Annotated in this window: 19 protein-coding genes; 7 read left to right on the top strand and 12 right to left on the bottom strand. The window is 39.3% G+C overall.

Going from position 1 to position 20,713, the window contains the following annotated elements:
* Positions 1 to 115 precede the first annotated feature (115 nt).
* On the top strand, positions 116 to 691 hold the full coding sequence (locus BN1243_RS15375) for a nitroreductase family protein (protein ID WP_062108217.1): 576 nt from the start codon (positions 116 to 118) through the stop codon (positions 689 to 691).
* Positions 692 to 2,011: 1,320 nt separating this feature from the next.
* Here the strand turns inward: BN1243_RS15375 and BN1243_RS22695 are convergent.
* The 3 genes from BN1243_RS22695 to BN1243_RS15355 all read right to left on the bottom strand — a co-directional run bounded on the left by BN1243_RS22695 (position 2,012) and on the right by BN1243_RS15355 (position 4,221).
* Positions 2,012 to 2,527, bottom strand: a complete 516-nt coding sequence (locus BN1243_RS22695; RefSeq protein ID WP_062108215.1) for a nuclease-related domain-containing protein — start codon at positions 2,525 to 2,527, stop codon at positions 2,012 to 2,014.
* A gap of 102 nt (positions 2,528 to 2,629) precedes the next feature.
* On the bottom strand, positions 2,630 to 3,628 hold the full coding sequence (bioB, locus tag BN1243_RS15360; RefSeq protein WP_062108213.1) for a biotin synthase BioB: 999 nt from the start codon (positions 3,626 to 3,628) through the stop codon (positions 2,630 to 2,632).
* Entirely contained in the window at positions 3,625 to 4,221 is a 597-nt protein-coding gene (locus BN1243_RS15355; RefSeq protein ID WP_062108212.1) for a biotin transporter BioY, read from the bottom strand. The genes bioB and BN1243_RS15355 overlap by 4 nt, the downstream gene beginning before the upstream one ends.
* Positions 4,222 to 4,375: 154 nt before the next feature.
* On the opposite strand from BN1243_RS15355, the gene BN1243_RS15350 reads away from it, so the two are divergent.
* The 3 genes from BN1243_RS15350 to BN1243_RS15340 are packed head-to-tail and all read left to right on the top strand — an operon-like array spanning position 4,376 to position 6,124.
* The gene (locus BN1243_RS15350; RefSeq protein ID WP_062108211.1) at positions 4,376 to 4,876 is read left to right on the top strand and encodes an RNA polymerase sigma factor; all 501 of its coding nucleotides are present in this window, start codon (positions 4,376 to 4,378) and stop codon (positions 4,874 to 4,876) included.
* Positions 4,869 to 5,411, top strand: coding sequence for a zf-HC2 domain-containing protein (locus BN1243_RS15345; protein WP_062108210.1), 543 nt, complete (start codon positions 4,869 to 4,871; stop codon positions 5,409 to 5,411). Before BN1243_RS15350 ends, BN1243_RS15345 begins: the two co-directional genes overlap by 8 nt.
* On the top strand, positions 5,408 to 6,124 hold the full coding sequence (locus tag BN1243_RS15340; RefSeq protein ID WP_062108209.1) for a YfjL-like protein: 717 nt from the start codon (positions 5,408 to 5,410) through the stop codon (positions 6,122 to 6,124). The genes BN1243_RS15345 and BN1243_RS15340 overlap by 4 nt, the downstream gene beginning before the upstream one ends.
* 41 nt (positions 6,125 to 6,165) lie before the next feature.
* On the opposite strand, the gene BN1243_RS15335 is transcribed toward BN1243_RS15340, so the two are convergent.
* From BN1243_RS15335 to BN1243_RS15325, 3 genes are all read right to left on the bottom strand, one after another.
* Positions 6,166 to 7,203 carry a lactonase family protein gene (locus tag BN1243_RS15335; protein WP_084781955.1) on the bottom strand — a complete coding sequence of 346 codons (1,038 nt, stop codon included), beginning with the start codon at positions 7,201 to 7,203 and terminating at the stop codon, positions 6,166 to 6,168.
* An 85-nt stretch (positions 7,204 to 7,288) separates the two neighbouring features.
* Complete coding sequence (locus BN1243_RS15330; RefSeq protein WP_062108207.1) at positions 7,289 to 7,897, bottom strand: nitroreductase family protein; 609 nt, start codon at positions 7,895 to 7,897, stop codon at positions 7,289 to 7,291.
* A gap of 15 nt (positions 7,898 to 7,912) precedes the next feature.
* Entirely contained in the window at positions 7,913 to 8,755 is an 843-nt protein-coding gene (locus BN1243_RS15325) for a VOC family protein (RefSeq protein ID WP_062108205.1), read from the bottom strand.
* Positions 8,756 to 8,931: 176 nt separating this feature from the next.
* Here BN1243_RS15325 and BN1243_RS15320 point away from each other — a divergent pair, with 176 nt between their 5' ends.
* The 3 genes from BN1243_RS15320 (at position 8,932) to uraA (ending at position 12,310) form a co-directional block, all read left to right on the top strand.
* Positions 8,932 to 9,264 carry a winged helix-turn-helix transcriptional regulator gene (locus BN1243_RS15320; RefSeq protein ID WP_062108203.1) on the top strand — a complete coding sequence of 111 codons (333 nt, stop codon included), beginning with the start codon at positions 8,932 to 8,934 and terminating at the stop codon, positions 9,262 to 9,264.
* Positions 9,265 to 9,492: 228 nt separating this feature from the next.
* Positions 9,493 to 10,719: a peptidase T gene (gene pepT, locus BN1243_RS15315; RefSeq protein WP_062108201.1), complete on the top strand. Its 1,227-nt coding sequence runs from the start codon at positions 9,493 to 9,495 to the stop codon at positions 10,717 to 10,719.
* A gap of 295 nt (positions 10,720 to 11,014) precedes the next feature.
* Positions 11,015 to 12,310 (top strand): uracil permease, encoded by a 1,296-nt coding sequence (gene uraA, locus BN1243_RS15310; protein WP_062108199.1) that lies wholly within the window; start codon positions 11,015 to 11,017, stop codon positions 12,308 to 12,310.
* Positions 12,311 to 12,386: 76 nt separating this feature from the next.
* Here the strand turns inward: uraA and gndA are convergent, their stop codons facing one another.
* The 6 genes from gndA to BN1243_RS15280 all read right to left on the bottom strand — a co-directional run bounded on the left by gndA (position 12,387) and on the right by BN1243_RS15280 (position 20,221).
* Positions 12,387 to 13,802: an NADP-dependent phosphogluconate dehydrogenase gene (gene gndA, locus BN1243_RS15305; RefSeq protein ID WP_062108197.1), complete on the bottom strand. Its 1,416-nt coding sequence runs from the start codon at positions 13,800 to 13,802 to the stop codon at positions 12,387 to 12,389.
* A gap of 191 nt (positions 13,803 to 13,993) precedes the next feature.
* Positions 13,994 to 15,460 (bottom strand): catalase, encoded by a 1,467-nt coding sequence (locus tag BN1243_RS15300; protein WP_062110668.1) that lies wholly within the window; start codon positions 15,458 to 15,460, stop codon positions 13,994 to 13,996.
* Positions 15,461 to 15,858: 398 nt separating this feature from the next.
* Positions 15,859 to 16,707, bottom strand: coding sequence for a glycerophosphodiester phosphodiesterase (locus BN1243_RS15295; protein ID WP_062108196.1), 849 nt, complete (start codon positions 16,705 to 16,707; stop codon positions 15,859 to 15,861).
* A gap of 167 nt (positions 16,708 to 16,874) precedes the next feature.
* Entirely contained in the window at positions 16,875 to 17,990 is a 1,116-nt protein-coding gene (locus tag BN1243_RS15290; RefSeq protein WP_062110666.1) for an NAD(P)/FAD-dependent oxidoreductase, read from the bottom strand.
* 70 nt (positions 17,991 to 18,060) lie between these two features.
* Entirely contained in the window at positions 18,061 to 19,293 is a 1,233-nt protein-coding gene (locus tag BN1243_RS15285) for a peptidase U32 family protein (RefSeq protein ID WP_062108195.1), read from the bottom strand.
* Between the two features lie 13 nt (positions 19,294 to 19,306).
* Positions 19,307 to 20,221: a peptidase U32 family protein gene (locus BN1243_RS15280; RefSeq protein WP_062108194.1), complete on the bottom strand. Its 915-nt coding sequence runs from the start codon at positions 20,219 to 20,221 to the stop codon at positions 19,307 to 19,309.
* Positions 20,222 to 20,713 lie beyond the last annotated feature (492 nt).

Here is a 20,713-nt window from a genome sequence, read left to right as displayed (position 1 = left end):
TATATTTATAAACAGGTGATTCTCCATTTTGGTGAATCACCTGTTTTTTTAGGACCTAACCTATATTCACCTAAATATGGTAAAATGTTTTCGATTGAATGGAGGAGATTAAATAATGAATATGAAAGATTATCGAACAGCTAAATATAATATTGAACCAATTTTTATAAACCGCTGGTCACCAAGAGCGTTTAGAGAGGACGAAATACCTGAAAAGACCTTACTTGGTGTGTTAGAAGCAGCCAGTTGGGCGCCATCTGCAGCTAATATCCAACCATGGAGATTCGTTATTGCCCGTACAGAAAAGGATAGAAATCGATTTTATTCATTTATCAATGACGGAAATTTAACCTGGTGTAAAAAAGCACCCGCTCTCATCTTAGTTATGTCAAAAACAACAACTGAACGCGGACCAAGCATCTCTCATGCATTTGACGCAGGTTCTGCATGGGGATTTTTATCATTAGAAGCAGCTCATAAAGGCTTAATCACTCACGCAATGGGTGGATTTGATCGGAATAAAGCTAAAGAAGTACTTGGAATTCCTGAAGAATATCAACTCCATGCTGTGGTTGCCATTGGATATCAAGGAGATAAAAAGGGATTATCCGAAGTACATCAGGAACGTGAAAAACCATCAGGAAGACGTTCACTTGATGAGACTGTTTTTGAAGGTAAGTTTGAGAGTTAAGGAATAAGACAATGGCTACGCTAGGGTTCTGCTGACTGAGATGCTACTATTAAGCGGGACCGTGGCACTTCGGGTAGAGTTTTGCACGTAAAAACACACCGAAAAAGTCAAGTCCCGATGGTATAGTTTTACCTTCGGGATGGGACATGAGAGACGCTATCGTGACCCATTGGCACGACTTTTGCTCGAGGTCGGGACGTGAGGGACTCCATCATGAACCATTGGCACGACTTTTGCGTGGATTCGGGACATGAGAGACCCCATCATGAACCATTGCCGCGACTTTTGCGCGGATTCGGGACATGAGGGACTCCATCATGAACCATTGGCACGACTTTTGCGTGGATTCGGGACATGAGAGACCCCATCATGAACCATTGGCACGACTTTTGCGCGAGGTCGGGACGTGAGGGACTCCATCATGGACCATTGCCGCGACTTTTGCGCGAGGTCGGGACATGAGAGACCCCATCATGAACCATTGCCGCGACTTTTGCGCGAGGTCGGGACATGAGGGACTCCATCATGAACCATTGGCACGATTTTTGCGTGGATTCGGGACATGAGAGACCCCACCACGAACCATTGCCGCGACTTTTGCGCGGATTCGGGACATGAGGGACTCCATCATGAACCATTGGCACGACTTTTGCGCGGATTCGGGACGTGAGAGACCCCATCATGAACCATTGGCACGACTTTTGCGTGGATTCGGGACATGAGGGACTCCATCATGAACCATTGGCACGACTTTTGCGCGAGGTCGGGACGTGAGAAACTCTATCATGGACCATTGCCGCGACTTTTGCGCGAGGTCGGGACGTGAGGTGCAGGATCAAGTCCCCAGTATCCAGCTTTTTCATTAGAACAGGACTTGAAGGTTATTTTCAAGTCCTATACTACTTCAATGAATCTCTCTCTTATGGAACACTACACAAAATAAGTCCATCTGTGTAATCTAATCTTTTTAAAATGTCTATCTAATATTCTTATTATCGTCTTTCTTCCAACGATAAACCCACACCACTCCTGAATCTTCCTCGTCGTTAATTTCTCCCCCGGAAATAATAACTTAAAAGCATGAACACTACGCAGCACGGCCTTGTCCACACTATCTACCATTCCACATCCACTACAAACGCAGTTCCTGCCCAAAATAGAAATAGAAAATGATCGACAATTCTCACACACAATCCCCTTACGCAATGAATCGTATGAATACTTGGGTATTTCCTTAAATGGAGAAATCTTCCAAGCACAATGACAGTAGCTTATCCGCGAGCGCCTTGTGTTTACGCGTTAATTTGTCAGGATGAGTATTTAGTTGCTGCACAAAGGGTTGAATCTGAGTTGGATAAATAAAGGGTGTGTTAGGGGTGCTTGGTATAGGGTGAAAGTGGGATTAACAAATACGACGGATGCTTTTACTTCAAAATGAAAGCCGAGATTTTTGAGTAGTTGTCTGAAATGGGTTTCGATGCGTTCTAGTTGATTTAAGGGGTTGATGATTTCATGTTTGGGGAACTTGAACATTTTTCCATCATCATAAAGATAGTTTCCTTCAAAGTTTTTCACTTCAAAAAGATGGATCGTATTGTACAGGATGGGCAAGGTGTCAATTTGAATGGTTCTTCCATTTATCTTTAGCAATAGGTCGCGAAGAATCAGGGAGTTGCCTTCCATTTTTTCAAGGTGACGGTCAAACAGCACCTCCCCTTCGAAGCCTTTTTGCAAATTGAGCAAATGTTGCTTGTCCGACATGGATAGGTCCATCCGAACATGAAGCTCCTCCAACGTCTGCAACTCTAACGACTTCTCTCTAGGATTGTAAAACATACTTCACTTCCTTTCTGAGTTTTCTACTATTCTACTATAAGATGATAGAGTTATCAAAAAGTACCTTCAAGCGGATTTTTCATAGTAAGGCAAGTGACTATATCACTTGCCAACACCTTGGTTCAAGGGTTCCAGATCCACCTCAAACCCCATATCCTCTAGCATAAGTTTATCAGCCAAACCTTCCTGCCCCTCAGTTGTCAAATAATCCCCAATAAAAATGGAATTGGCAGGATATAGGCCAAGCGGTTGCAAACTTCGTAAGTTCACTTCCCTACCACCAGAAATTCGAATTTCCTTTGTTGGATTAATGAATCTAAATAGGCATAAAACCTTTAAACAGTAACGTGGGTTTAACAAATCGGTACCCTCAAGCGGCGTTCCATCAATCGCATGTAAAAAATTAACTGGAATCGAATCGGCATCTAGTACTTTTAAACTGCGTGCCATATCAATAACATCCGTAAAAGTCTCTTTCATTCCGATAATAACTCCCGAACATGGCGATATCCCCGAATCCTTTACAAGCCCTACTGTATTAACGCGATCTTCATATGTATGTGATGTTGTAATATTCGTATGATGTGTTTCTGATGTATTAATATTATGATTGTAACGATCGACTCCAGCCTCTTTTAACCTTGTTGCCTGTTCAGGTTTTAAAATACCTAGACAAGCACAAATTGTCATATCTTCATGTTTATTTTTAATTTCCTTCACGGCATCCACCACAATATCAAGTTCGCGATTTACTGGCCCCCGACCGCTCGCGACAATACAATAAGTTCCCGCATTCAGTTCTGCTGCACGCATCGCACCAGCGACGATTTCATCTTTTTTCATCATAGAGTATTTTTCAATCGGTGCCTTCGAAACGATCGATTGGGCACAGTATCCACAATTTTCGGGGCACAATCCTGATTTTGTATTTATGATCATATTCAACTTTACTTTATTTTCGTAATAGTACTTCCTCACTTGGAAAGCTGCATGCAGTAATAAAAGAATTTCCTCATCAGGACATTGTAATACTGCCAAGGCCTCCTCATTTGTAAGTTCCTCCCCCGCTAATACCTTTTTAGCCATTTGCTCAAACATCATATCGTCACCCTTCGTTTCACAATATGTCTCATTCGATGGGCAAACATCCCTGCTAAAACAGCCAACACAATATCTTTAGGGAACGGGACAGCCATCCACAGCCAAACGACTTTATAGGAAAAAGCCTCGGGCGCTTGAGTCCATAACTTATAAGCAGCATACATCCAATTTGGCCCAATCAGGTAATCTATTAAGATCCCAACTAGGGCAGCAATAATATAGGAATAAAGTTTACTATTTTTCTCAATAATTTTCCCTGTAATATAGGCAGTTAATATAAAAGCTAGGACGAACCCAAATGTCGGGCTAAGAATTTGAGCAAATCCACCTTGGAATTTTGCGAAGACTGGAGCACCCACCAGTCCGATAAAGGCATAAACGGCCATTGAGATTGCACCAAGCCGGCTTCCTAAAAATGCGCCAGCTAATACAGCGAAAAAGGCCTGCAATGTAATCGGTACACCACCAATTGTCATAAACGGAAGGAACGAAGTAATATTTGCCCCAATCATCATTAAGGCAGAAAACATTCCGACATATGTTACATCAAGCGCCGTTAATTTCCCCTTTGATTGAATAGTTGCGGTATTCATATTTTCACCTCATACTTTTTATATATTATGAGAATAAACGAAGTAGTTAATATATGTCAACCTAATAATATTTTTAGTTAACATATAATTTTTTTGTAACGAAACATAATCTCGTGTTACTAAATTATTGAAAGGCAGAAGGGAGGGGGCCATCGTGAAGGATTTGGAAAAGTTATATACAGAAATCCAGCCGAAGATTTATGCCTTTTTCTATATAAAAACAATGAATCAGTCATTAGCCGAAGATTTAACTCAGGACGTTTTTTATCAAGCTTTAAAAGGAATTCATTCCTTTTCGGGCAAGTCGACTTTAAAAACATGGGTTTTTTCTATAGCTAAAAATCGCTTAAAAACATATTATCGATCAAAAAAGTATATGAATTCTCTTCATGAAAAGCTAGTTCTAGAAGACCCCCCTTCCCTATCAGCTTCTCCAGAAGAATTATACATTTCTAAGGAAGAGGAATCTCAATTTTTAAAAAGGTTGGAGCGATTAGCTGATTTACCGAGAGAAATTATGATTTTGCGACTTTACGGGGAACTCTCTTTTAAGGAAATAGGAGAATTAGTGAATAAAAGTGAAAACTACACACGTCTCGCTTTTCATCGAGCAAAATTGCAACTCCAAAAAGAAATGAGGGTGAATAATGAATAAAGATTGCTATATCGTGGAGGACTTACTTCCTCTCTACAATGAAGGTCTTTTGCAGGAAGAAACGACTAAATGGGTAGAAGCACACTTAAAGTCTTGCGAAAATTGCCGGGACCTTGCTTCCCTGTCAAATGAACCTCTTGATAAGGAACCTATTAATTCATCAATTGATAATGAAAAGATGATGAAAAAGATTAACTTTAAAATCGCCTTTTATCAGATCATCTTCGTTGCGATATCTTTCATCTTTGCAATCAAAACTTCTTTGTTAAATGAAAGTTTTGGGTTTATCTTGTCCTATACGGTTCTAGGATTAATCACTTATCTTTTTTACCGTAGAATCTACCTTGTTATTACAATTGCCTTCATACCAAATTTCATTTGGTCAATCGTTGATAGTCTATCAAATGAAGCAACTGTTTTTCATGCTATAGTTGGTTCGGCTTTCTTAGCTTTCGTTCATTTAATCTTTGCGATCATAGGATGTGTCATTGGTCTGCTTGTTTTAAAAATAAGAGAAAAAGGTGAAACAACATGAAGAGGAAGAAATGGATTTACATCGTGCTCATTATCATTTTGGTTGTCCCCATTTTATTTTTCTATAACGCTTTTAACGGAAACCCCATTTGGAAGATGGCTTCCGAATCAGCCTTAAAAAACTATTTAAAAGAGACATATCCAAATCAAGAGTTTAATATTGATGAGGGTTTTTACAACTTTAAATTTAGCGAATACTCGTTTAAAGTCAATAAAATCGGCGTAGAGGATCAGAAAAAGTATGAAATAAACGTGCGGGGATTTTTCAAACCAACTGTGGCTTTTGATGAAATCTATATGGATAATCTTGATGAACCATTAATGGAAAAGCTCGGAAATGAAGCAGCGGCAGAGTTACAAACAGTATTCAATGATGTGAATAATATCGTTACAATTAACGTTCGGATTGAAGTTTTAAAAGGAACTTATGATTCCTCGATCAATTGGAGCAAGGACTTAAAAATCGAAAAGCCAATCTATATCGATATTTTAATGGATGCAGGCAATATGCCGAGAGAGCAGCTGCTCGAGGAAATGAAAAAGATGCAAAGCCATTTAAACACGGAAGGATACACCTATGATTACGTTAATATTAACGCAAATCTATTCGATGGCAAATATGGAAAAGATGATCAAGGTTATGTGAAGTATGCGAGCTCCTTTACGAAAGATAAGAAGCTCTCCTTGAAAGATATTGAAGAGTATAACCAATGAAATGGAGAGGTCATCACTGAATAATGATGACCTCTCCATTATTATAAAAACTTCACACAAACTCCTTCAGGCACTTCCACTTCCGCATCCAATTGTGTCAATTTTCCAGTTTCCTGGTCACGCTTAAATAAAACAAGATTCCCAGTTTGTTGGTTTGCTACCACGAGATAAGCACCACTTGGATCTAAGCAAAAATCACGTGGCCATTCTCCACCAGTCGCGACGAATTCGATAAATGTCAACTCGCCAGTATTTTCATCGACTTTAAAAACAGCAATGCTATTATGACCACGATTCCCTGCATAAACAAAACGACCGTCAGGAGAAATGTGAATGGCACTCGCATCATTTTGGCCGACAAAATCTTCTGGTTTTGCTAAAATGGACTGATTCACTGTAAAGCTACCATTCGTTGCATTATATTCAAGCACAAACACTTCAGATGATAATTCGGTCAAAAGGTATGCTAGCTTTCCATTTGGGTGAAACGTCAGATGACGAGGACCGCTTCCTTGGTTTACATTTAATGTACTAACCTTTTGTAACTCGTCATTTTCTATTTTATATGTAACCACTTCATCCGTTCCCAAATCTGCGACAACAACATAATTTTGATCAGGGGTTAGTGCAGTATAATGAACATGAGGTTTATCCTGACGCTCATGTGGACCGTTTCCTTTATGTTGTTCCACATCTACTGCTAGCTCAATGCCGCCATCACGGTTAATGTCAAACAGGTGGATTTTTCCTTCATGATAATTACCTGTCACTAGATGATCGCCATACACATCAAGATGACATGGAGGGGCACCTTCCTCAACCTGCGCATTTACTTTTTTCAATTCGCCCTGTTCATTTACAATTTCGAAGGCCGCTACGCCACCCAATTTTTCCTGTTGCGCAACGGAATATAAGTATTTTTTATCCTCACTAATAGCTAAATAGGTTGGACTCCCCACCTCTGCAGCTACCTCAGGAACAGATAGTTTTCCTGTCTCGGTATCAAGTATAAAACGATAAATCCCTTTACTCGTTTGCCTAGTATAAGTTCCAACATATCCAATATATTGAGTTCCCATCTCTACAGCTCCTCCCATCTTAACTATGTTTCATTATACATTTGAACTTCGAAATAAACAAAAGCGCCCCTTTGGACGCTTTTGTTTATTTAAATACTTTCATTCTTTCTTCTAAACTGGCAAATTGTTTTTCACCTGTTACCTCAGTTGGATGACCAAATGGCATTTGTGCCATAAGCTGCCAATTATTTGGAATATCCCATATCTTTTGAACAGCATCATCAATTAAAGGGTTATAATGCTGAACAGAAGCACCTAAACCTTCAATATGAAATGATGTCCAAACAATATATTGTAAAATACCTGTAGCTTGAAAAGAGTATTCCGGCATTTTATCTTGGTAAAGAGGGAATCTTTCTTGCAAATCTTTTACAACATCTTGGTCTTCAAAAAATAAAACAGTCCCAAATCCATTGCGAAATGCTGCCATTTTGTCAGCAGTTGCTTGGAATCTTTCAGCAGGTGTTACTTCCTTTAGAGCTGCTTCTGTTATATTCCATAACTTCTCATGATTTTCACCAAAAAGAACGACCACCCTGCTACTTTGTGAATGAAAAGCTGTAGGCGCATGTTTTAAAGCATGGGCTACTACTTCTTCAATACGTTCCTCCGTTACTTGTGTTTCTTTGCTAATCCCACGGATAGATCGTCTTTCTTCTACAACTTTATAAAAGTCATGTTTAGTTTGAATCATTTATTTTCTCTCCTTCTAGTTGAATTGGATTCTAATAGAGATACCAGAAGGATCCTTCACAAATAACATTTCATCCTTCTCCTGTGCGTCTGCATGTATCTCGCTCAGTTGTTCTTTAACCTTAACATAATCTTCATTACTGGATAAAGTAATTGAATACCATTTTAACCCCGTGCTATTTTCGGGCGGTACCATGCCATTTAATGAATTCCAAGTATTTAAGCCAATATGATGGTGGTATCTATCCTTGGAAACAAACAGTGCTTGCGGACCATATCGGGCAACAACGTCAAAACCAAGCCCCTCACAATAAAATTGTTCAGTTTTTTTAAGGTCTGACACTTGCAAATGAATATGCCCAATAACGGTATCCACTGGTATTCCCTTCCAGCCAATTTCCGTCTTTTCCTCCAATAAGTCCCTTATATCGAGCGCTTCTGTCGTCATATGAACCTCATCTTTATTCCATTTCCACAATTGTGAATCACGATCAGTATAAATTTCAATCCCATTTCCTTCAGGATCTGCTAAATAGAGCGCCTCACTCACAGAATGATCAGATGCTCCTTGGATTGGATATTGAAAGTCAATTAAATATTGAACAAAATTAGCAAGGTCTGGTCGACTCGGCAATAAAAATGCGATATGATATAAACCAGTCGTCCGAGGTGGCCTTGGAATGGAACCCTCTTCCTTTTCAAGGATCAAAAGGCCAGCCGCTCCATTTGCTGATAAAACAGCTTTTTTATCTGAATGCTTGATGACCTTAAAACCTAGGACTTTAGTATAAAAGTCTAAAGTTAATTCAAGATCTCTTACATTTAAAACGACCTGATCAACAATAGGTTGGTTTTTCATATGAACCCCCCCTTAAGAAGTTACTTACTTTATGTAAGTGACTATACATTAAACATATTATAATGTCAAAAAAATAAATTGGAAATTTTATCCTCATCGCCCGTTAATACAGGAGCTGAATTTAAGAATACGTTAAGCAAATTAGTGATATATAATATAAAAGTGGAGGGAACGATATGAATTCTAACCTGTGTCCTAAATTCGAAAAAGCCATGGGAATTTTTGGTCAGCGTTGGACCGGACTCATTATTAATCAACTATTAAATGGACCACAACGTTTTTGTACAATTGAATCATCCATGCCCATTAGTGCGAGGGTACTGTCAGAAAGATTAAAGGATTTAGAGCGTGAGGGGATCGTAAAAAGGAATGTTTATCCTGAAACACCTGTACGAATTGAATATTCATTAACAGAAAAGGGTAAAGAGTTACTGCCCCTTATGAAAGAAATGCAAATTTGGGCCGAAAAATGGATCGAGTTAACCAACTCAACTAATACCGACTGTTAAATCAACAGCCGGTATTTTACTTTGTGAAAAGTACGAAATGGTATTCTTATTATTTTTTTTTTATTAAAGTTACGAGGTTCATTTCATGACTGTTTTTTAACCTTTGCGATACAATAAGAAAAGCAGATGCGCCCTCTAGCTAAGTACGTTGACTTCGCCAAGCCTATTCTAGAACAACTTGGGCTAGAGCTAGACATTTAGAAAAAGTTTTAGGAGATGAAGAAAACAATGAGGAATGAAATAATTGAACGTTTTACATCCTATGTCAAAGTAAACACGCAATCAAATGAAGATAATAACAACTGCCCATCAACTCCTGGTCAACTTGAATTGGCCAATATGTTAGTAAAGGAACTGGAAAGCATCGGAATGCAGGAGATTTCCCTTGATGAGAATGGTTATGTCATGGCAACACTTCCTGCTAATACGGAGAAACAAGTTCCAGTTATTGGCTTTTTGGCCCATCTAGATACTGCTACAGATTTTACTGGAGATGGAGTTAATCCACAAATTGTTACGGATTTTGACGGAGAGGCCATACAACTAAATGAACAAATGGGACTCTCTCCGAAAGACTTTCCCTTCCTTAAAAATTACATTGGACATACGTTAATTACAACTGATGGCACCACTCTTCTTGGTGCAGATAATAAAGCGGGCATTGCGGAAATTATGACAGCTATGAATTATTTAATCCAGAATCCGCAAATAAAGCACGGAAAAATTAGAGTTGCTTTTACACCTGATGAGGAGATTGGGAGAGGCCCCCATAAATTTGACGTAAAAGCGTTTGGTGCGAGCTTTGCTTACACAATGGATGGTGGTCCAATTGGAGAACTACAATATGAAAGCTTTAATGCGGCCGCATTGAAAGTAAGATTTAAAGGAACAAATATACATCCTGGAACAGCTAAAGACGTTATGGTGAATGCCTCCAAAATCGCTATGGAGTTCCACCAAGCACTTCCGGCCAACCAAGCTCCTGAATTTACTGAAGGTTACGAAGGATTCTACCATTTACTCTCATTTAATGGTGATGTCGAATCTGCTCAACTTTATTACATCATCCGGGATTTTGATAAAAAGCAATTCGAGGCGAAGAAAACCCGCGTTGAAAAAATAGTTAATATGCTTAAAGAAAAGTATGGAGAAAACCGGATAGAATTTGATATAAACGACCAATACTATAACATGCGAGACAAAATTGAACCTGTTCAAGAAATTGTAGAGATCGCTGCAGACGCTATGAAAAACCTCCATATTGAACCGATTATATCTCCTATTCGCGGCGGTACAGATGGGTCTCAGCTTTCCTATATGGGACTTCCGACACCTAATATTTTTACTGGTGGCGAAAACTTCCATGGTCCCTATGAATTTGTCTCTGTTGATAACATGGAAAAGGCTGTATTAGTCATTGCGGAAATAGCTAATTTATTTGAAGAGCGAGCCTAAAAAGGGATTGACTTTCCCATACCTACCTGCAATAATATGAATAACAAAAGAATCAGGCTGCCTTTAAACCAGTCCCGTGAGGCTGACAAGGTTGAATGCACAAGCTAATTGTGTATACTTTTGCATAAAATCGATTGTATCATCCGATTACATATGCACCTTGCCAGTCATTGGGCAAGGTGCTTTTTTGCATGAGGAATTAGAACTAACCCTATCAAAAAGGCTTCTTCCAAATGCAACTCCTAAACCCAATGACACAGTCTGAATTCAATCTAGTAAAAGGGAGAGATTTCGGATGAAACAAAGAGAAATTGGAGTCGATGAAAGACTACCGCTTATACAAAGCTTACCGCTAAGTTTTCAACATTTATTCGCTATGTTCGGATCGACTGTTCTTGTTCCATTACTTTTCGGCGTTAACCCAGCTATCATGCTATTAATGAACGGCTTTGGAACTATTCTTTATATTTTTATCACTAAAGGGAAAATTCCTGCTTATCTCGGGTCTAGCTTTGCTTTTATTTCGCCTGTAACAGCAGTACTAGGCAAATACACAGGTATCGATGGTTATGCCCATGCACTCGGGGGCTTCCTCTTAGTCGGTATTGTCCTAGTTGCCGTTGGTTTACTTGTCAAAGTTGTTGGCACAGCGTGGATTGATGTCATTTTCCCTCCAGCAGCTATGGGGGCAATCGTTGCGGTTATTGGACTTGAGCTTGTCCCAGTAGCTGCACGGGATATGGCAGGCCTGGTTCCTCCTGTTGGTGTATCGCTGGCTGATTGGGTCCCAGATACAAAGGTTATTATAGTCGCCTTATTAACCCTAGGACTGACGATTATTTACTGGGTAACACTAAGAGGGTTTTTGAAAATTATCCCAATTCTACTTGGGATTGTCTCTGGATATATCATTTCTGCATTGCCTGGTATTAACTTGCTTGACTTATCAGCCGTTAAAGAAGCAAAATGGTTTGCTTTACCTACGATTTATACGATGAAAATTAATTGGTCTGATATGCTGATTATTCTCCCAGCTGCATTAGTATTAATACCTGAGCATATAGGGCACTTAATCGTAACTGGAAATATTGTCAAAAAAGATTTAGTCAAAGACCCAGGGCTCGACAAATCATTCTTAGGTAACGGTATTTCAACTGTTATCTCAAGTTTTGTCGGTGCTACACCAAATACAACTTACGGAGAAAACATCGGTGTTCTAGCCATTACAAGGGTATACTCGACATGGATTATCGGTGGAGCTGGAATCATCGCCATTATACTCTCCTTCTGTGGTAAACTAGCTGCGCTAATAATGGCCATCCCGGCACCAGTTATGGGTGGAATCTCCTTACTGCTATTTGGAATCATCGCCGTAAGTGGCTTACGCATGCTCGTAGAGTCGAATGTAGACTTCAGCCTTTCTAAAAACTTAATTCTAACATGTGTAGTTCTCGCAATCGGAATTAGTGGTGCCGCTATTAAAATTGGTTCTGCAGTCTCCCTTTCCGGAATGGGCCTTGCCACCATCGTTGCCATCATCCTAAGCCTCTTCTTCAAATTGCTGGAAGTACTAAAGCTGTCAAACGATTAATGCGGTGCCTGGCACGCCTCGAATTTTGTCGAAAAAAATCCCCTGGGAGAATTTCTTCTCCCAAGGGATTTTTTTATTATTTGCTCATCCATTCTGTATGGAAGACTCCTTCTTTATCCACACGTTTATAAGTGTGTGCACCGAAGTAGTCACGCTGAGCTTGAAGAAGATTTGCAGGAAGACTTTCTGTACGGTAGCTATCATAGTAAGCAATTGCACTTGAGAAACAAGGAACTGCAATTCCTCTTTCCACGGCAACTGCTATCACTTTACGAAGAGCACCTTGGTAGTTTTCTACAATATCTTTAAAATAAGGATCTAACATCAAGTTTGCAAGTTCTGGATCTTTGTCATAAGCTTCCTTGATTTTTTGCAAGAATTGCGCACGAATGATACAGCCGCCTCTAAAGATCATCGCAATATCACCGTATTTTAGATCCCAGCCATATTCCTCAGCAGCTGCTCTCATTTGAGCAAATCCTTGGGCATAAGAGCAAATTTTACTCATATATAAGGCTTTGCGAATCGCTTCAATTAATTCTGCCTTATCGCCATCATAGGAAATAGCTTCTGGTCCTGATAATACTTTACTTGCTGCAACACGCTCTTCTTTCATAGCAGAAATACAACGAGCAAATACGGACTCTGTAATCAATGGTAGTGGCACACCTAAATCAAGAGCATCTTGACTTGTCCATTTTCCAGTGCCTTTTTGACCGGCAGTATCTAAGATTAGGTCAACAAGCGGCTTGCCTGTTTCTTCATCTTTTTTCGTGAAGATATCTGCAGTAATTTCAATCAAATAGCTGTCTAGTTCACCTTTATTCCATTCAGAAAATACCTCGTGAAGTTCATCAGCACCTAAACCTAGAACATGCTTCAACATAAAATAAGCTTCACTAATAAGCTGCATATCCCCATATTCGATACCATTATGAACCATTTTCACATAGTGACCAGCCCCGTCAGCCCCAATATAAGTTGTACATGGTTCACCATTTACCTTAGCAGAGATCGCCTCAAAAATCGGTGCCACAAGATCATAAGCTTCTTTTTGGCCACCTGGCATAATGGAAGGACCTGTCAATGCGCCTTCTTCCCCACCAGAAACACCTGTCCCAATAAAATGAAGTCCTGCCTCACTAAGTTCTTGGTTACGTCGAATCGTATCTTTAAAATTCGTATTTCCGCCATCGATAAGAATATCGCCTTTTTCCAAATACGGCTTTAATGATTCAATAGTCGCATCCGTCGCAGGGCCGGCTTTCACCATCAATAAAATTTTGCGTGGCTTCTCAAGGGAATTTACAAATTCTTCTATGGAAAAAGCACCGACGATATTTTTCCCTTCAGCTTCCTTTTTCATAAAATCTTCAGTTTTGTCAGAACTGCGGTTATATACGGCTACAGAATATCCACGGCTTTCGATATTCATAGCCAAATTTTTCCCCATAACGGCTAGTCCAATAACACCAATTTGTTGTTTTGACAATGTCTTATCCTCCTAGTGTATGTATAGTCATGATTCAAGGTCAAACAAATGTCTGTAAGATGATTTTATCATACACTTTGTCTAAAACTGAAACAAGTTAACTGAACATAACATACTAAAGTTTAATTGAAACGTAAAAAACCGCATGTCCAACACAAACTGTGGACTTGCGGTTTTCATTTATACTGAATTTATACTTGAGCAATTGCAGCTTCTACTTCACTCATGTCAATTCCAAGAGCTCTCGCTACACCTTCTCCATATGCTGGATCAGCTTTAAAGCAGTTGCTGATATGTCTTAACTGAATTTCTTTTGTTGTTCCTTGCATTGCACGGGCAGTGTTTTCAAATAATCTTTGTTGTTCATCTGCGTCCATTAAACGGAACAATTTTCCTGGCTGCTCATAATAGAGATCATCATCTTCACGGAAGTTATGATAGTCTGCAGTGCCTAGAAGGTCCAGGGCAGGTTCTTGATGTTCCTTACTGTCATTCCACATACCATAGCTGTTAGGACTATACGAAATTTCTCCACCTTCAGCTGCATTAAAGATTCTCATCGCCCCATCCCGATGATATGGGCAAAAGTTCTTCGCATTTTTCGGATAGTTAACAGGAATTTGCCAATGGTTTACCCCTAAACGATAACGCTGTGTGTCACCATAGGAGAATAAACGCCCTTGCAACATTTTATCTGGTGAGAAGCCAATCCCAGGAACATGGTTCGTAGGGGCGAATGCCGCTTGCTCCACTTCTGCAAAATAGTTTGCAGGGTTTCTATTTAATTCAACTTCTCCAACCTCAATTAATGGGAAGTCTTTTTTATACCAAACTTTCGTTAAATCAAATGGATTATAAGGGAGATTTCTAGCTTCCTCTTCTGTCATCACTTGGATAAACATTTTCCACTTTGGATAATCTCCACGTTCAATAGCTTCATACAAATCTCTTTGGTGGCTTTCGCGATCTTTACCAATAATTGCTTCGGCTTCTTGATCTGTTATATTTTTAATGCCTTGTTGGGTTTTAAAGTGGAATTTTACCCATACACGCTCATTATTTTCATTGAACATACTGTAAGTGTGGCTTCCAAACATATGCATATTGCGATAGCTTGCTGGAATTCCACGGTCACTCATAACAACTGTTACTTGATGCAAAGCCTCAGGAAGCGATGTCCAGAAATCCCAGTTAGCTTGAGCACTGTGCATATTTGTCTTCGGATTCCGTTTAACTACATGGTTTAAATCTGGGAATCTCTTAGGATCTCTTAAGAAGAATACAGGTGTATTATTACCCACTAAATCCCAGTTCCCTTCTTCTGTGTAAAATTTCATCGCTGTACCACGAATATCACGTTCTGCGTCAGCAGCGCCACGTTCACCCGCAACGGTAGAAAAGCGTACAAACATATCCGTTTTCTTACCCACTTCAGAAAATAATTTTGCTTTTGTATATTTTGTAATGTCATTAGTAACTGTAAATGTTCCGTAAGCACCAGACCCTTTTGCGTGCATTCGGCGTTCAGGAATAACTTCTCGATCAAAGTGAGCCATTTTTTCTAGGAACCATACATCTTCCATTAATAGGCCGCCTCTAGGGCCAGCTGTTTTGGAATCGTCATCGTTTACTACTGGTGCACCGAAGGCAGTTGTCATTCTTTTTTTATCGTTATTTTGTTCCACTTTATTTCCTCCTCATCGACTTCCCTTATTTATAATAATTATAATATCATAATGATTATATTATCACAATTACTTTAATCAATGTTTTAATATTTTATTAATTTGATTAATATCCTCTTACTATCAACGGTTGTAAATCCCCTATCTTTCTTTATTTATAAAATGTAAAATCAGCTTTTTTTCATTTATTAACTATTTTCCACGTTAAATGATAAGGATCACTTAAATAAAGTGGAAATTCAATCAGTGGGGGTTTTCTTCGTCCCCCACTTACAATCCCTGCTGAAGTGGGGGGCCTTACAGCCAGTAAAAGCGGGATAAAATTGCAAAAAAAAGACTGACGAGAATGACAGTCTTAGGTGATTTTTCAACTATTCGCTAGCAAGCTGTTGTGAAGTTATTATCCATTTTGGATAGTCTGTAATAATACCATCAACATTTAAATCTAGAGCCTTTTTCATACTTTTTGGGTCTCTTATTGTCCAAGCCATTACTTTTTTATCCCTTTTATGAATCTCCTCTACATCAGTTTGACGTAAATAACGAATATTGTAATTGATATAGGTTGCATATTCTGCAATTTGGTTTAATTGTTTGCTAGAAAGTGGATGCTTTGACCTAGAAACTAAAACAGCAACTGGAATTTCTGGTAGAAGTTCATGCATTATTTTCATAGATTCAAAGTCCGTCGATTGAATAATAATATTTTCAGTATTGTTATACTGGTTAATGACGTTGGCTAATATTTCTTCAATCCCCTTGTTTAACTTTGGATTTTTAATTTCAATGATCATTCCAACCTTATGCAGCAATTCATCAAATAATTCTTCTAATGTGATAATCCGTTCTCCCGCATAAGTGGAATGGAATTTCATACCCGCGTCCAACTGTTTTATATCTTCCAAGGTGAAATTTCTTATATAACCTGACCCATTTGTTGTTCGATTCACGGTTGTATCATGAATGATGACTAAATGATTATCCTTTGTTAAATGCACATCCAATTCGATATAATCTACCCCTTGGTCAACGCCCTTTTGAAAGGCTGCCATCGTATTCTCTGGAGCCGAACTGGATGCTCCTCTGTGCGCAACACTAATAATTCCTTCAAGTTCAAAACTTGGTGTAGGTTTTTCGATCGAACCAATAAGTAAAGTAAGGCTAGCTATAGAAATAATAGCAAGGATTGATGTTTTTAATACTCTTGATGTTAGTTTCATATATATTCCCCTCTGCTATTGTGATGTTAAATGTAAGCGTTTTCTATATACATTATAACAGATTATTAGGAGTAATGGCCTGATTCTTTGTAAAAATGTGCCTATTTTTTTCAAAAAAAAATACGTCCTAAACTTTAGGGCGTATTCGATAACTTCTGTGCTAAGCATCACTTCATTGCAGCTTGTACTGTATAAAGTTCAAGGTTCATTTCCGTTTGTTCGCCTAAAACTAATTTTGTCAATTCCGATCCAAGATATGGACCCATCGTTAATCCACTTGAACCAAGACCGTTGGCTAAAAAGATACCTTTATATCTAGGAAGCGCTCCAATAATAGGTAAAAACCCTGGCGTATAGGGGCGAAAACCCACTCTCGTTTCAAGATAAATGCCTTTTTCAAGTCCTGGTGCAACTTCTAACGTTGCCTGCAAGATCTCATTCATACCACTAATCGTTGGATCCAAATCAAATCCAGTATTATTTTCATGGGTAACGCCTGCGACAATTCTTCCATCATGAAAAGGCACAATATAATGGGAGCCTGGGGGCATGATAACTGGCCATTGACCTGTAGCGACATTCGGTATTTTCATATGAATAATTTGACCCTTTTGAAAATCAACTTGAATGTCTATACCTAATGGCTTTAGTAAGCTTGGTGCCCATGCGCCATTAGTGACAATTACTTCATCAGCGAAGTACTCCGTTTCTCCCGTATTAGCCCCTATCACTTTATCATCTTGAATGAGTAATGCTGCAGTACCATTTACTAAAACAGCAGCATTGCGTGCCGCCGCTCTAAGTAGCGCATCCCGAATCGCTCGGCCATCCACACGGGCAGCACCCGACACATATACAGCTCCATATCCATCTGCAAGCGGAGGAAAGATTTCTTTTGCTTCACTAGAGGTTAAAATCTGTACATCCCCTATTTCGGGAGCGTCCTTAGATCGTGACTTTGCCCTCTTTTCCATAGCGATCAGTTTTTCTACATCTTTATGAATGCTTATCGCTCCGACGCGAGCATATCCCGTATCCATTTCTCCCTCTTTGCCAAGTTCCTCTATCAACTCCGAATAGTAGCGCGCTCCGTTTTTGGCGAGCCCGTACCAGGCTTGATTACGTCTTTGTGATATCCATGGGCAAACAATCCCGGCTGCAGCATCTGTTGCCTGTCCCTCGTCTTTTCGATCGATCACCGTCACTTTGGCGCCCTTTTTTGCCAGATGATAAGCTGTCGATGCACCGAGAATACCTGCGCCAATCACTATATATTGTTTCATTTTAAACAATAACATCTCCTTAATTTTAAGCCCTTTTCTCGTAAGAAAAGTATAACATAACACCTATTGTTTACTTTCTCTTCCGAATCATATCATGAGGCTTCACTGGAGAATTTACCTTCATTTTCACAATCATCATCGCATTCGGTGCACGGTCAATGCGATTTCCCTTCTCATCCCATAGAGCAGCGATTGTTTGATAGACATGTGTAAATCCAGGACCGTAAAACTCAATCTCATCCCCTACTCGGAAGTGATTCCGTTGCTGGATCGTCGCCACTTGATTCTCTTCGTCATATTCCAACACTTGGCCAATAAAAGAATAGGCTGGTATTTTTCGCCTTTCTCCAAATAATTGTTCCTCTTCGGTAGGAGTTCCATAATAAAAGCCTGTTGCCAACTCGCGCTGAGCAACCTTCCATAACTCATCTTCCCATTCCTGATTAAATTCAAAATGGTCCGGATCATTGCAATAAGCATCGACAGCTTGGCGATACACATTAGAAACCGTTGATACGTAATGGATTGATTTCATTCGGCCTTCAATTTTTAAACTATCGACACCATTTTCGACCAAATCAGGTATATGACGAATCATAGACATATCGACCGCACTCATTGAAAAATCTTCAAGTGGAGCACCGCCTAACTTAGATATGCGATTATCTGGCTCTGGCATTTGAAATAAGTCATATTTCCAACGACACGATTGTGAACAACCACCACGGTTCGCATCTCGATCAGACATGTGGTTCGATAATGTACACCGGCCCGAATAAGAAATACACATTGCCCCATGAATAAAGGCTTCAATCTCTATATCTGTCTTTCTTCTTATTTCCTTTATTTCCTCCATGCCTACTTCTCTCGCTAATACAACACGTTCTAATCCTTCATTTTTCCAAAAATTGAGGGTTTCATAGTTCGTTGCCGATGCTTGGGTGGACAAATGAATCGGCAATCCCGGCGCATCCATTGCACAAATTTCAATCAATGCTGGATCTGAAACAATAACAGCATTAATCCCAATATCCCTTAATGTCCGGAAGAACTCTCCCGCTCCATCTGAATCCCCTTCATGAGTCACCATATTAGCTGCTACGTATACCTTAGCCTGAAATTGTTTAGCAAATTTAACCCCTTCTCGCATCTCATCGTATGTGAAATTACCGGCCCGGCTTCGTAAACCGTACTGATTCCCACCAATATAAACAGCATCAGCTCCATAAATGATCGCTATTTTTAGCTTTTCCAATGTTCCCGCTGGTGCCAAAACTTCTGGCCTTTTTGTGATTACTCTCATTTATAATCCCTCACTATTTCACATCATTCGGATCTTTTATAAAAAAGCCAGGATCCAAAGATCTTTCTTTTGGATGAAGAGCTGCTAACCGTTCATTTAATTCGTACATGAAGCTTTCTGTCCATCTACCTTCTACAATGGCATGCTTTGCTTGAACAAACAGACTGGCAATTTCCACAAATTGTTCACCGCGTGTGAAGATTCCGTCTAACTTCCACCGTTTTACACTGACTTCCATTAAATCCTTGAGATAAGGTAGTAAATTGATATCATTTGTAGCAAATACATGGGTTCCATTTACATCTTCGTAAATCGAATAGTGTGTATCCGGCTTTTTCGGTTCCGATATAAATAGTCCTTCCATACTTGACTCTACTTCGCCCGTAAATTGAAAATAATTCGCTACTAGCGGGCGCTTCGAATGATGGATACACGTTGCTCCATAAACTAAAAGTTCGACTGGAATGGAAACCTCTGATCCAATTGCCTTTAACTCTTCAAAGGTTATTTCTCTCGCCAGGACAGAACTAGTAGCCCCCCGCTTCGCCCAAAAGTTGATTTGCCTTGAACTCGTCACCAATGTATGGGCATCATAAATGTATGGAATTTTTATTTTATATTTTTGAATTAAACCAATAACCCCTGGGTCACCAACCGTGATCGAATCCACACCGACATCTTGTAAAAGTTCTAAATATGGGACAACCTTTTCTATTCGATCATTATGGAATAATGCATTTACCGCTATACAAACCTGTCTTTTTTGCTTATGAGCATATTCTGTAATGCTCTTAATCTCTTCGCAGGAAAACGATGATGGTAAGCGCAGGCCAAACTGATCTTCACCGATATATATAGTATCAACTCCAACAGCAATCAACTCTTGAGCTTGTTCAACCGATTCTGCTGTAGCGATTAATTCAATCATTTCGATTCCCCTTTTCAAAAACTAATCCACTAAGCGAAAAGAGTATCATAAAAAAATACGATCTGTTGTGATTAATATCACAATATAATTAAATATGTAATTATACCCGTTAGCAGGAAGGTTACTACCCTCAACTCTTAGAATATCCTTTTTTAATAACCCTATTAACGGCTGAGGGGTGAAAGGCGCGCCCAACAAGTTCTGACTATATTTACCTATCAAAACAAGAACGGGATAGTAATATTAACGAAAATAATATAAGATATCGGATATTCGCTAAAAAAACCGAGCGTTTGCCCGGTTTTTTTAGCCCATACTTTTTGGAGTAGTTGATAAGTTACCTGCTACTATAGCTTTTTGGATGCACCATTTCTTATTCTTACTTAATATGATCCTTCCAATTATAATAAGTTTTCGGATTATGAATATCGATTTCTATATTACTCAACTTTCGCACCAGAAAAATAAGTGCTAATCATTGGCTGTATTATG

The organism is Bacillus niameyensis, assembly GCF_001375535.1.
In the GTDB taxonomy this organism is placed as follows: domain Bacteria; phylum Bacillota; class Bacilli; order Bacillales; family Bacillaceae_C; genus Lederbergia; species Lederbergia niameyensis.
Note: the sequence above shows the minus strand (reverse complement) of the source record. Positions and strands in the feature narration are given on the sequence as shown.